This is a genomic window from Burkholderia sp. AU45388, assembly GCF_030481585.1.
In the GTDB taxonomy this organism is placed as follows: Bacteria; Pseudomonadota; Gammaproteobacteria; order Burkholderiales; family Burkholderiaceae; genus Burkholderia; species Burkholderia sola.
In genome coordinates, this window is sequence record NZ_JAUJPV010000014.1 from 11,186 (window position 1) to 23,727 (window position 12,542).

The 12,542-nt window shown below is 65.0% G+C and carries 7 protein-coding genes and 1 tRNA gene; 4 read left to right on the top strand and 4 right to left on the bottom strand.

Features of this window, described 5'->3' with window-relative positions:
* Window positions 1-32 precede the first annotated feature (32 nt).
* The 4 genes from rpoD (at window position 33) to QZM72_RS21405 (ending at window position 5,308) form a co-directional block, all read left to right on the top strand.
* Window positions 33-2,450, top strand: a complete 2,418-nt coding sequence (gene rpoD, locus QZM72_RS21390; RefSeq protein ID WP_301739140.1) for an RNA polymerase sigma factor RpoD — start codon at window positions 33-35, stop codon at window positions 2,448-2,450.
* Window positions 2,451-2,588: 138 nt separating this feature from the next.
* A tRNA-Ile gene (locus QZM72_RS21395) sits at window positions 2,589-2,667 on the top strand.
* A gap of 274 nt (window positions 2,668-2,941) precedes the next feature.
* Entirely contained in the window at window positions 2,942-4,492 is a 1,551-nt protein-coding gene (locus QZM72_RS21400) for a phospholipase D family protein (RefSeq protein ID WP_301739141.1), read from the top strand.
* 165 nt (window positions 4,493-4,657) lie between these two features.
* Entirely contained in the window at window positions 4,658-5,308 is a 651-nt protein-coding gene (locus tag QZM72_RS21405; protein ID WP_301739142.1) for a pyridoxamine 5'-phosphate oxidase family protein, read from the top strand.
* 55 nt (window positions 5,309-5,363) lie between these two features.
* Here QZM72_RS21405 and QZM72_RS21410 read toward each other — a convergent pair whose 3' ends face one another.
* From QZM72_RS21410 to QZM72_RS21425, 4 genes are all read right to left on the bottom strand, one after another.
* Window positions 5,364-7,040, bottom strand: a complete 1,677-nt coding sequence (locus QZM72_RS21410) for a DUF3300 domain-containing protein (RefSeq protein WP_301739143.1) — start codon at window positions 7,038-7,040, stop codon at window positions 5,364-5,366.
* A 452-nt stretch (window positions 7,041-7,492) separates the two neighbouring features.
* Window positions 7,493-9,328, bottom strand: coding sequence for a protease pro-enzyme activation domain-containing protein (locus tag QZM72_RS21415; protein WP_301739144.1), 1,836 nt, complete (start codon window positions 9,326-9,328; stop codon window positions 7,493-7,495).
* Between the two features lie 818 nt (window positions 9,329-10,146).
* A complete protein-coding gene (locus QZM72_RS21420; RefSeq protein WP_089469331.1) occupies window positions 10,147-10,758 on the bottom strand; it encodes an ankyrin repeat domain-containing protein in 612 nt (203 codons plus the stop codon).
* Between the two features lie 77 nt (window positions 10,759-10,835).
* A complete protein-coding gene (locus tag QZM72_RS21425; RefSeq protein WP_301739145.1) occupies window positions 10,836-12,371 on the bottom strand; it encodes a catalase in 1,536 nt (511 codons plus the stop codon).
* Between the last annotated feature and the right edge of the window lie 171 nt (window positions 12,372-12,542).

A 12,542-nucleotide genomic window follows, 5' to 3' on the forward strand; every position in this document is an offset into this window, starting at 1 on the left:
GGTTTGTTTTCCAAGCAGAGGCGAGAATCGCGATGGCAAAGACGACAGGCGGAAAGAAAGCAGCAGCCAAGGGCTCGACGGAGCCGACCAAGAAGGTCACAGCGGCCAAGTCTGCTTCTTCCGCCAGGACAACGTCTTCAGCCACGTCAGCCCCTGCAGGAAAGAAAACCGCGGCCGGCACTGCTCAGGCTGCGCCGGCGCCGGCAGCCAGAACACGGGCTGCCGCGAGACCCGACTCCGGGCCGGCCAAGCCGGCGGCGAAGCGGGCAAGTGCGAAAAGCGCAAGGGACACGACTGCCGACGCGGACGAAACGGCAGTACGTACTACTCATGCACCCACGGTTCAACCGGCTGTCGTCCAGCAGCCGCGAGTCGATATAGCCGGTACGGCGAACTCCATGACCAAAAAGCTGAACGAAGTATCCGTCGAAGACGACGCAAATCAGAGCGACGAGCAGCCCGCAGCCGCGGCTGCACCGGGCAAGTCCAAGGTGCGCGATCGTCGCGCCAAGGAAAAGGCGCTGCTGAAGGAAGCGTTCGCGACGAGCACGCCGGGCACGGCCGAGGAGCTCGAAGAGCGCCGCGTGAAGCTGCGCGCGCTGATCAAGCTCGGCAAGGAGCGCGGCTTCCTCACGTACGCCGAAATCAACGACCACCTGCCGGACAACTTCACCGAGACGGAAGCCCTCGAGGGCATCATCGGCACGTTCAACGACATGGGCGTGGCGGTTTACGAGCAGGCGCCGGACGCGGAAACGCTGCTCCTGAACGACAACGCGCCCGCCGCGTCGTCGGACGACGAAGTCGAGGAGGAAGCGGAAGTCGCGCTGTCCACCGTCGATTCGGAATTCGGCCGCACGACCGATCCGGTTCGGATGTACATGCGCGAGATGGGCACGGTCGAGCTGCTCACGCGCGAAGGCGAAATCGAGATCGCGAAGCGGATCGAGGACGGCCTGCGCCACATGGTGATGGCCATCTCCGCGTGCCCGACGACGATTGCCGACATCCTCGCGATGGCCGAACGCGTCGCGAACGAAGAGATCCGCGTCGACGAGCTCGTCGACGGCCTGCTCGATCCGAATGCTTCGGACTCCGCCGATACGGACGGTTTCTCCGCGAAGGAAGCGGAAGCCATCGAGAACGAGGACGAGGAAGCCGAAGAGGAAGAGGAAGAAGAGGAAGAGGAGGAAGACGACGGTGCCGCGCAGGCATCGGCCAACGCCGCCCAACTCGAAGCCCTCAAGCGTGCGTCGCTCGAGAAGTTCTCGCAGATCAGCGAGTGGTTCGACAAGATGCGCCGCGCGTTCGAAAAGGAAGGCTACAAGTCGAAGGCCTACCTGAAGGCGCAGGAAACGATCCAGAGCGAGCTGATGACGATCCGCTTCACCGCGCGTACCGTCGAACGCCTGTGCGACACGCTGCGTGCGCAGGTGGACGAAGTGCGTCAGGTCGAGCGTCAGATCCTGCACATCGTCGTCGACAAGTGCGGCATGCCGCGCTCGGAATTCATCGCGCGCTTCCCGGGCAGCGAGACCGATCTCGACTGGGCCGAGAAGATCACGGCCGAAGGCCATTCGTACAGTGCGGTGCTGTCGCGTAACGTTCCGGCGATCCGCGAACAGCAGCAGCGCCTGCTCGACCTGCAGGCGCGCGTCGTGCTGCCGCTGAAGGACCTGAAGGAAACCAACCGCCAGATGGCGGCCGGCGAACTGAAGGCACGTCAGGCGAAGCGTGAAATGACCGAGGCGAACCTGCGTCTCGTGATCTCGATCGCGAAGAAGTACACGAACCGCGGCCTGCAGTTCCTCGACCTGATCCAGGAAGGCAACATCGGCCTGATGAAGGCGGTGGACAAGTTCGAATACCGTCGCGGCTACAAGTTCTCGACCTATGCGACGTGGTGGATCCGTCAGGCCATCACGCGCTCGATCGCCGACCAGGCGCGCACGATCCGTATTCCGGTTCACATGATCGAAACGATCAACAAGATGAACCGCATCTCGCGGCAGATCCTGCAGGAAACCGGTCTCGAGCCGGATCCGGCAACGCTCGCCGAGAAGATGGAGATGCCGGAAGACAAGATCCGCAAGATCATGAAGATCGCGAAGGAGCCGATCTCGATGGAAACGCCGATCGGCGACGACGACGATTCCCATCTCGGCGACTTCATCGAGGACACCAACACGGTCGCGCCGGCGGATGCCGCGCTGCATGCGAGCATGCGCGACGTCGTGAAGGACGTGCTCGATTCGCTGACGCCGCGCGAGGCGAAGGTGCTGCGGATGCGCTTCGGTATCGAGATGAGCACCGATCACACGCTCGAGGAAGTCGGCAAGCAGTTCGACGTCACGCGCGAGCGGATCCGTCAGATCGAGGCCAAGGCGCTGCGCAAGCTGCGTCACCCGAGCCGTTCCGACAAGCTGAAGTCGTTCCTCGAAGGGAACTGATTTCCGGCGTCTCTGCCACGAACGCCGCCGGTATCCGCATGATGCCGGTGGCGTTCGTTCCCTTTGTCGTCTTTGTTGTTACAATGCCGGCCCGGCCTCGTTGCCGGGGTGGCGTGTAGCACGCCTTGCTTCTCGTCTGGGCCCCTAGCTCATGCTTGGTTAGAGCAGCGAACTCATAATTCGTTGGTGCCGGGTTCGACTCCCGGGGGGCCCACCAGATTCGCTTCCACGGTTGCCCGGGGAAGCCGCGAAACCCGCGATGCCGCATGGCGTCGCGGGTTTTTCTTTGGCGCGCCGGCGCCGCCTGTCGCATCTTCGCCACCGCGGAAACACGGAAAGCGTGCCGCCCCGATATCAATCGAAGTATGCTGTAGCGCGATCCGGTCGCACGCGGCTCCGTAGCGGGCACCGTGGACCCGCGCCGCGCTCCGTCCGGCAGCCCAGCCAGAACAAACACAATCCGACTTCGCCCGACAGTGGGGGCGGCCAACATGATCATGCTGCGTTCGTGGAGTGCGATTCTGTCGTTGCTGATGCTTGCCGCCTGCGCGAGCCTGCCGCCGCTGGCCGATCGCGCACCGACGCATGCATTCGCCGATACCGACGACACGCGCCTCGGCGTGGCATTTCGCCAGCAGGCTGCCGCGCATCCGGGGCAGGACGCGTTTCATTTGCTGACCGATCCGGTCGACGCGCTGGACGCGCGCGTGTTGCTCGCCGACCGCGCCGACCGCTCGCTGGACCTTCAGTACTACATCTGGCACGACGACCTGACCGGGCACCAACTGGCCGACGCGATCATGCGTGCGGCCGATCGCGGCGTGCGCGTGCGCGCGCTGCTCGACGATCTCGGCACCAACGCGGACGACCGCAAGCTGCTCGAGATCAGCGCGCATCCGAACATCGAGATCCGGCTGTTCAATCCGGTGGCCACGCGCCGGTTCAAGAAGATCGGCACCGTGTTCGAGTTCTCGCGCGTCAACCGGCGCATGCACAACAAGGCGATGATCGCGGACAACCAGGCGGCGATCGTCGGCGGCCGCAATATCGGCGACGAATATTTCGGCGCATCGTCGATGCTGGAATTCGGCGATCTCGACGTCGTCGTCCACGGCCCTGTCGTGAAGGACATCTCGACCGAATTCGATACGTTCTGGAATTCGCCGTATGCGTATCCGGTCGATACGCTGGTCGGGCACGAGGCGGCGCCGGGCGGCCTCGACCACGAGCGCGAACGGTTGCGCGACTACCTGAGAGAGATGGAAGACAATCCGTACGTGCTCGAGGCCCGCCAGCGGCTCGACCGGATCGTCCACGGGCAGGGCACGGAATTGTCGTGGGGGCATGCGACGGTGCTGTACGACGATCCGTCGAAGATCGCGCACCCGCCGAAGGACCGCGACGGGCACCTGATGCCGCAGTTGCGTGCGCTTGCGTTGCAGCCGCAGCACGACCTGCTGATCGTGTCGCCGTATTTCGTGCCGGGCAAGGACGCCGTCGAGCGGCTGCGCGCGCTCGTGGCGCGCGGCGTGCGCGTGACGGTGCTGACCAATTCGCTCGCGTCGACCGACGTGGCGGCCGTACATGCCGGCTACCGGCGCTATCGAAGCGAACTCGTGAACGCAGGCGTGCGGCTTTACGAGCGCCGGCCCTCGGGCGACAAGAGCATTTCGAAGCAGGTCATCATCGGCTCGTCGCGCGCGTCGCTGCATGCGAAGACCTACGTGTTCGATCACACGAGCATCTTCATCGGATCGATGAATCTCGATCCGCGTTCGCTGAACCTCAATACGGAGATCGGCCTTTACTGCGAGAGCCCTGTGATTGCATCGCAGGTGGCCAACGATCTGGAATCGCGGCTCGACCGGATCGCGTGGCGTGTCGAAGCCAGAACCGATCCCGCGGGCAAAGGGCGGCTCAAGTGGGTTCAGACCGATGCGGACGGGAAAGTCACCGAAATCGATCACGAGCCGGAGGTGTCCGCCGGGCGACGGATGGAAGTGTGGTTCCTTGGGCTGTTTCCGATCGAATCGCAACTGTGAGCGATGCTCAGCGCCGCACATGGCCGGCGAGCGGCGCGACTAGCCACTTTCGATGTGCGTGTATTTGGCTCGATTCGGCGAGCAACTGTCGATGGGCTAGGCAATCGCGTGCTCACGCCGGGATACTGCACGATACCGATACAATTAATTTTGCAGTACAGATATATGAATGAACAGACCACGCTCTCTTCCACACCACGCACGACCATTCGCCGCCTGCCTGAACTGGCGAGTCACGATCGCACGATGCTCTACCGCATCGTGGACGACGCGTACGTCTGTCACGTCGCGTTCGGCGACGGGCAGAGCACCCACTGCATCCCGACCGCGCACTGGAGGACGGGCGACGTGCTCTATATCCACGGGTCCAACGGCAGCCGGATGATCAAGGCGCTGTCGGCGGGCGCGCAGGCGTGCGTCGCCATAACGCTGCTGGATGGTCTCGTGCTGGCCAGGGCCGCCTTCAACCATTCGATGAATTATCGGTCCGCGGTGATCTACGGGCAGTTCGACATGATCGAAGGCAGCGCGGAAAAACTCGCCGCGCTGGATGCGTTGATGGACAAGATCGCGCCAGGCCGCAAGCACGAAGCGCGGCCGGGCAATTCGAAGGAAACCAATGCGACGAGCGTGCTGCGGATTTCGATGGCGGAAGCGGCCGTGAAAATCAGCGATTCGCTGCCGTCCGACAAGGAAGAGGATCTCGGGCTGGCGGTGTGGGCCGGGATCCTGCCGCTGAAGACGGCACGTGGCGCACCGGTTCATGCGGGCGGCAACGTGCCGGTGCCGGACTATGTCCGGAACTGGGCCGATTGAATGGCATGAGGGGCCGTATCGCGCCCGCATGGCCGAGATGCCGGCGCGTCGTGCGTTAGCCCGGCCGATGTTCGCGCGACTCGTGTTGCGGGTGCGACTCGGCCGGATGCGACGTGTGCGCATGCTCGGGCGCCGCTTGCCGAGGCTGCGGTGACGCATGTTCGTGCGGCGGCGCTTCGGGGTGCGGCTGCATCTCCTTGCGTTGTTGCTGTTGGGCCGCCTCGCTCCGCTGTTGCTGCTGAGCCTCGTTACGTTGCTGCGCTTCCATGCGCTGCTGTTGTTGTTGCACTTCGTTGCGTTGCTGCGCCTGAGCGCGTTCCTGCTGCTGCGCGGCATTGCGTTGCTGTATTTCTTCGCGCTGCCGGGCTGCGTCGCGTTGCTGCATGTCCTCGCGTTGCCGTTGTTGCTGCGCCGCGCGAGTTTCCTGCGCGGCCCGCTCGCGTTGCATCGCCTGCTGCCGCTCGTCGTGCGTCGCACCGGGCGGATGCGACGCGGGCGCCTCGGCATGCGGCGCATTCGCGCGATTCTGCGCGAATGCTTCGGGCGCCGGTCGCGCACCGGGGCGCGCGTCGTTTGCAACGAAGTGCGGCATCGTCATCGGCGCGGCGCCCGGATGCCGCGCCATGGCCTGGCCATGCATCGGCTCCGCGCCCGGCCGGATCGTATTGCGCTCGATCGTCGCGCTATGGTTGGTGACGTTGCCGCCGTAGTTGTTCGTGATGCGTGTGTTGCGGATGTTCGTGATGTTGTTGATCACCGTGGTCGACTTCGTCACGTACGTGGTGTGGTTGTACACCACGGCCGGGCGCTGCCAGCCGCCGTGCCATGCCGGGCCTTCCGGGCGCGGCGCGCCCCAGTTCACGCCCCATGCATGCCAGCCCCAGTCGTGATGCCCGAAGATCGCGGCGCCGACGGCGACGCCGACGCCGAACGTGATCACGCCGGCCGTGACGATCTCGCCGGTGTTGTAGGCGGGCGGCCGATACACGTAGCCGGGATAGGACGAAACCGGCTCGCCGTAGACGACGGCCGGGTTGTACGACGGCACGTACACGACATCGGGCTGCGCGGGCTCGATCGCGATCGCCTGTTCGGGCGGCGGCACGATCGCCGGCCCGCTGTAGACCACCGGTGCGTCGGTGGCCGGCGTGTAGCCCGCCGGCGCAGCCTGCGCGACTTGCGTGACACGCATCTGGCCGCTGGAGCGAAGATGGCCGGACTTCTGCGCGCGCTGGCGCATCACCTGGATCGCATTCATCACGTCGGTCGGATCGTTGTAGTACGCCTGTCCGAGCGAGGTGGTCCAGGCCGGGTTCGACGCCATTTGCGACAGCACCGCGGGGAACGCGGTCAGCGCCTTGACGGACGGGTCCCACGGTTGTGCATCGGCGGCGGTCGCTAGCGCCTGGCCCTTCAACGACGGATTTTGCGTCACCCATGTATTCGCGGCGGTTATCTGGTCCGGATAGGTTGCGCCCGCCAGCACCAATGCGACCAGCTTGTCGGGGAACAGCGCGATCGGCGCGACCATTTGATAGAGCTGGTCGGCGCTCGGCGGCGTGTACGCGACGGGCGTCGACGCGGGCTGGGCCGCCGAGGCGGCGTTCGCATCGCTGGCCGGCGCGGCGGTGCTGCCGTCGTCGTGCTTGCAGGCCGACAGGCCGAGCAGCGACACGATGACGGACGACGCGATCAGCGTCCTGACGGGGCGGTGTGCACGTGTGTGGTTCATGTTGTTCGTTCTGTGTGATGGCAGCGTTGGCAGGCACGCGGGCCGCGCGATCGACTTGAACACCGTGTTGCGGACGTCCGCGCAGATTCCGGTGGCATTGGCCGGATCGGGCGGCTGGATCGTGTTCGCATGGTGGTTGGCCCGCGACGAATCGATACCTTTAGTTAAACGCACGATATGCACGGAAGTTGTCGCGGTGTTGTGTAACAGTGTGTACCTTGCAGTGCGTAAGCAGGCAGGCGGGCGCGCGGTAACCCACATGAAAGTTGTTTGCGCAACGATTGCAAGGTTGGGGCGCGCGTGTCGCTCGCCGCGCGTGGCGACTGGGTGCTGAATGCAGAAACCCGCGATGGCTTCGCAGCCTTCGCGGGTTTATTCAACGCGATGGGTGGGGTGCGGCCCCGGCGCGCGTGATACGTCGCGCTCCCGCCCCCGGTTCTGTCAGCGATTCATCAGCGTGCGAAATCCGACGTGCTCTGGATGAACGCGTTCAGCTTCGAGATGTTCACGCTGCCGAAGCCCGTCGTCGCATCCCAGCCGGCCTTCGCCTTGTAGCCGTAAGTGCCGCTGCCGTTGTTGCCGGACGTGACGTCGTGCAGCAGCGCCGCGTTGGTCGGGAAGTACTTGTAGATGCTCGACGCCGGGAACCCGAGCGCATTGTTGTTGGCCGACTGCAGCCGCGCCCAGATGCCGGTGAAGATCGGCGCGGCGAGGCTCGTGCCGCCTTCGTTGTTCAGGTAGCCCGAGCCCCACAGCGTGTCGGACGTCTGGCCGTTCACGACGAGAATCGCACCCGTGCGCAGGTCGGCGTCGAAGCCGACGTCGGGCAGCGCGCGCTTGGTCGAGCCGGTGAGGGTGGACGACTGCCACGTCGGCGCGGTCTCGTACTTGCTGTACCCGCCGCCCGTCGACCACACGGTGCCCGGCTGCCAGCTCGGGTCGTTCCAGACGATTTCGCTGTTGTACGCATTGGTCGACGTATTGGTGAACAGCGTCGTGCCGCCGACCGCGATCACGTACGGCGACGTGGCCGGCTCGCTCACCGTGTAGGTCGAGCGCGACGGCGTGCCGCTCGCGCATTCGTACGCGCCGTGGTCGCCGGCGGAAACCGAGAAGGTTTGCCCTTGCGCGACCGCCTGCTTGAAGATGGTGTCGTCGGTCGCCTGCGAGCCGGTGCTGTTCGCGGACGATTCGCACACGCCGAGCGATACGTTGATCACCTTCGCGACGTTGTCGGTCACGGCCTTGTTGTAGGCGGCTGTGATCGCGGTGAGCGTCATCGACGGCGCGACGTAGAACACGACCTGCTTCACGCTGCCGCCGGCCGCGCCGACGATCGACTGGCTGTCGAGGTTCCACTCGACGGTGCCGTCGGTGTCGGTGTACGAACTGCCGGACGGGCCCGTCTTCACGATGCTGCTGCTGATCGTGCCGAGGCCGTTGTTCGCGGCGAACGTATTGAGGTCGCTCACCGTCTGCGACAGGTCGCCTTCGGAGATGATGCCGACCGTGGTCTGCGAGGCCGTCGGCGTGCCGTCGCCGCCGTAGATCGACGAGAACTCGGTCGGATTGTGCGGCACCGCCGACGCGCCGGCCGGGATCGTCAGGTTGCTGGTGTTGCCTTGCGGTTTGCTGCCCGCGCCCGTATGCACGAGCTCGACGTTCTGCAGGCCGAGCACCGAGCCGACGACGTTGCCGATCGCATTCGGCACCTGCGCGGCGTCGGTGTTCGCATAGACGCTGCGGCCGTTGCGCGTGAAGCGCTTGAGGGTCGTGCGGAACGCGGCCTGGACGGTTGCCGCGGTGCCGGACGCGGAGACCAGCAGCCGGTTCGGTGCGACCACGATATTCACGAAGCCGGCCTTGCGCAGGTGGGCGACGACGGACGCGACCTGCTGGTCGGTCGGTGCGTATTGCGCGGCGAATTGCGCAGGCGTGAGGAACTGCCGGTAGTACGGCGAGCCGGGCGTATGCAGGTCGCGCAGGTATTGGTCGAGCTGGGCCTCGTTGCGCAGGTTCAGCCCGAGCACGATGTCCACCGATTCGCCGGGCGCCATGTCGATGGCCGAGGCGGCAGCGGCGGCCGTGCTCGCGGCGGGCGCGCCGGTCGTGCCGGCTTCGTTCTGCTGCACGAGCGGCAGGAACCCTTTGGTGCGCGTTTCCGTCCAGCCGGCCGCAGGCGCGGCATGGGCGGCCGCCATGCCGAACGAAGCGGCGGCTGCGGCGACGGCGAGTGCGAGATTGACGGTGCGAATGTGCTTTTGTTTCTTGTTTGCAACCTGATTCATTTGAATTACCCCTCCGGTTGAACAACGAACGGCACGAACAACAACGGTCGACGGCGGTGCGGGTCATGCACCGCCGTTTTCTGTCGCATGCAGGCGGATGGCACGGACGCGACAGGGCCTTTCGCCCGATCCGGAAAGCGGTTTTTCTCCGGGGGCGAAATACGGAAAACGCGGTAACGGGAAAGGCTGCACCGCAGGGCGGGGCAGTCGCGCCGGAGTCGGCGCGGGCGGGATTGCTAGAGCAACAGCTTCGTTATCCTGCTCATTTGATTCGATCCTTCGGCCCGCTGCCGGATGGCAGCCGTCCAGTGAAATGCATCGGGATGCTGCACGCGCCGGCGAGCGAACGAGTCATTCGGCAGCGCGTACTTCGGTGCAGCGGAAGCGAAAAAACGTGGAGCGGAATCGATTGCGTGGCGGGCAATCCGTCGGATTGCTTGCATCGGACGGTATCAAGAACGAAAGTACGGTGTCAAACTTTTTTTGATTATATGAAACAATATTAAATCGAATAAGACGCAATGATTTTGAAAGATCGGCGGCATTTTGTAATGTTCGAAACCGGCATGACAGGTAATGCAGAAAGCGACTCGCCGATCCTTTCCGATGCGTATTGAAACAGCCGTTCGTTATCGAGGAAACGTTCGAATCGCCGGGGCTCGTCGGCGCCGGGCGAACCACCCGACGAGGCGGCGCGCCGGCAACTGGCTGGCGACGACAGGGCCGCTGGGCACACGCGTGGGGGGCACGGCGCCTCGCGCGATCGGCGACGCCGATCGGGTCAGCGAATGGGGCGCGCGATTCGACGCGCAGGCGCGCTACGGTTTGGCGCCGGCATTGCGCAGGGCGTCCGCGGCATACGTGTTGTCGTGCGTCAGCGCGAGCTGAAGCAGCGATTGGCCGCGCCGGTCGACATGGTTCGGATTCGCGCCATGCGCGACGAGCAGTGGAATCAGCTCGAAGCGGTTGAACAGCGTCGCGAACCCCAGCGCGGTTTCGCCGGCGCCGTTCGTCTGGTCGATCGGGCAGCGCGTGTCGATCAGGCGCCGCGCGATGTCGGATTCGTTCCGGAACAGCGCGCCCATCAGCGCGGTGTTGCCGTGACGATCGCCGATGCACGCATCCGCGCCCGCCGACAACAGGTAGTCGAGCGCTGCGGGCTGGCCGTCGTACGACGCGAGGATCACGGCCGTATAGCCGTGGCTGTCGGTCGCGTCGACCGGATAGCCGGCGTCATGCAGCGCGCGGAGGATATCGACGCGGCCGACGCGCGCGGCGTCGAACCAGTCGTCGTCATAGCGGCGCAGCGCGGCAGGGTCGGCCTTGCCGTACGTCGGCTGGTCGGGCAGGTGCGCGCAGCCGGCGAGCGCAGTCAGCGCGAGCGCCGCCGCGGCCGCGCGAATCGCGTGGGTGAAGCGTTCGGATCGCATGGGGAAGTCCTGATGAAAGGGGCGGGCCGACGTGCGCGGCGGGAGCGCACACGTCGGCGGCGACCGGCGTCGCGAGATCAGTTGTCGCCCAGCTTCGCCGCGAGCGACTGCACTTGCTGGACGTTCGCGTGAACGGCCTGTGCGAGGCGCGTGCCGTAGTCGGCGTCGGCCTTGTAGAAGTACGACAGCATCGCGTATTGGTTCTGCGCGTTCTTCACCTGGCCGAGGTCGCCGGACAGCGCGGTGACGAGGTCGTCCTTGTCCTGCTGCGACAGGCTGCGGTAGTACTCGCCCGCCTGACGGAACGGCAGCTTCTTGCGGATCGCTTCCTGCTGCGTCGTGCCGCTGAGCGCCATGCGGACCGACTTGTACTGCGGATCCTGCGCGAGTTCGTTCAGCGTCGACGGCTCGTAATTCACCTCGCCCTTGCGGTCGCCGGCATTCATCTTGCCGTCCTGGTTGTTGTTGACCACCGGCACGACCGGGCGGTTGATCGGCAGATCCATGTAGTTCGCGCCGAGCCGGTACATTTGCGTGTCGGCGTACGCGAACAGGCGATCCTGCAGCATCCGGTCTTCGGACGGCTCGATCCCCGGCACGAGCCGCGACGGCGCGAACGCCGATTCCTCGGTCGACTGGAAGTAGTTGTCGGGCACGCGGTTGAGCGTCATCGTGCCGATCTTGCGTTCAGGCACGCCGGTCCACACCTTCGTGTCGTCGAGCGCGTCGAAGTCGAAGCGGTTCAGGTCCTTCGGCGTGAGCACCTGCACGTACAGGTCCCACTTCGGGAAATCGCCCCGTTTCAGCGCGCCGTACAGGTCGTTCGTCATCAGGTTCCAGTCGCGGCCGATCGATGCGGCGATTTCTTGCGGACGCAGACCGTGCACGCCTTGCTGGCTCTTCCAGTGGAACTTCACGTAGTGCACGTCGCCTTGCGCATTGACGAACTTGAACGCATGCACCGCGAAGCCGTCCATGTGACGATACGAATCGGGCATGCCCTCGTCCGTGTACAGCCGCGTCAGCATGTGGGTCGCTTCGGGCGTGTGCGCGAAGAAGTCGAACGCGAGGTTCGGGTCCTGCACGCCGGTCACGGCGCTCGGCTTGTTCGCGTGCACGAAGTCGGGGAACTTGATGCCGTCGCGAATGAAGAACACCGGCCAGTTGATGCCGACCATGTCCCAGTTGCCTTGCTGCGTATAGAACTTCACCGCGAAGCCGCGCGGGTCGCGTGCCTGCTCCGGCGAGCCGCGATAGCCCATCACGGTGGAGAAGCGCACGAACACCGGCGTGCGGGTGCCCGGCGTGAAGACTTTCGCCTTCGTCAGGTCGGAGATGTCGGCGCTCGGCACGAACTCGCCGAAGGCGCCGGTGCCGCGCGCATGCACGACGCGTTCCGGAATGCGCTCGCGATCGAAGCGCTGCAGCTTCTCGATGAGCGCGGAATCCTGCAGCAGCACCGGGCCGGCGGGGCCGGCCGTCTGCGAATTCTGGTTGTCGCCGACGGGCGCGCCGGTGTCGCGCGTGAGTTCGGCGGCGTACGGAGAGGCGGACAGTGCGACGCAGATCGCGGCGACTGCGTGCCGCAGCACGCGATGGGAAGATGAGGACATGACGATGGAACTCCTTGAATCCGATCGGTGGTGGGGAAGCCGACTGAATTAGAAGATATCGTCAGACGATTGGCTAATTGAAATTCGATATGTTTTCGATAGCCGCGGCGTCGATGCGGCGCGAGCCTGCTCGTCGCGCAGGGAACGCAGCAGTATTGTTGCGCGCGCAAT